We start from the raw sequence: 524 nt of genomic DNA, 5'->3' as shown, positions 1-524 counted from the left end.
CGCTCAGCGTCCCGGCGCCGCCGGCGAAGGGCACGCGCAGCGCGTCGGCCGCGTCGCGGGCGGCGGGGTCGCCCCACCAGGCGCCGTCGGGCGCGCGCAGGTGGACGGCGGCGCGGAGCGCGAGGGCGGCCGTCTCGCACAGGGACGCGAGCGGCGACGGCGGGGCGGGGACGGCGGACGGCACGGCGGGGAGAACGGCGCGGCGGGGTGCGTCGGGGCGGGGCCCCGCAAGGTACGCGAGGCGCACGCTCAGCGCCCCTCGCCGACCGCCTCCCCCACGAGGCCGAGCGGCACCCGCCGCAGCCCCGCCCACCGGCGCGCCCGCCCCGCCGCGTCGCGCACCAGCAGCTGCGCCGACAGCCCGCCGTCGAGGAGCACCGCGTCGCGCGCGCCGAGCCCGCCCATCACCGCCGCCATCTCGGGGACGGTCGGCCCGTACGGCGCCGCGCCGGCGCCCGGCACGCGCGTGAGCGCGAGCAGCGCGCGCCCGTCCGCCAGCGTCCCGAGCGCGAGGCGCGCGTCGC

2 protein-coding genes are annotated in these 524 nt (G+C 84.0%); both read right to left on the bottom strand.

Annotated elements, in window-relative coordinates; all coding sequences use genetic code 11:
• Positions 1 to 184 (bottom strand): hypothetical protein (locus PYV61_RS26695; RefSeq protein ID WP_275836893.1); only part of this gene is annotated, 184 nt, incomplete at its 3' end.
• A 65-nt stretch (positions 185 to 249) separates the two neighbouring features.
• A partial coding sequence (locus PYV61_RS26690) for a phosphodiester glycosidase family protein (protein WP_275836892.1) occupies positions 250 to 524 on the bottom strand: 275 nt, incomplete at its 5' end.

Origin of the sequence: Roseisolibacter sp. H3M3-2, assembly GCF_029211165.1 — a bacterium.
In the GTDB taxonomy this organism is placed as follows: domain Bacteria; phylum Gemmatimonadota; class Gemmatimonadetes; order Gemmatimonadales; family Gemmatimonadaceae; genus Roseisolibacter.
Note: the sequence above shows the minus strand (reverse complement) of the source record. Positions and strands in the feature narration are given on the sequence as shown.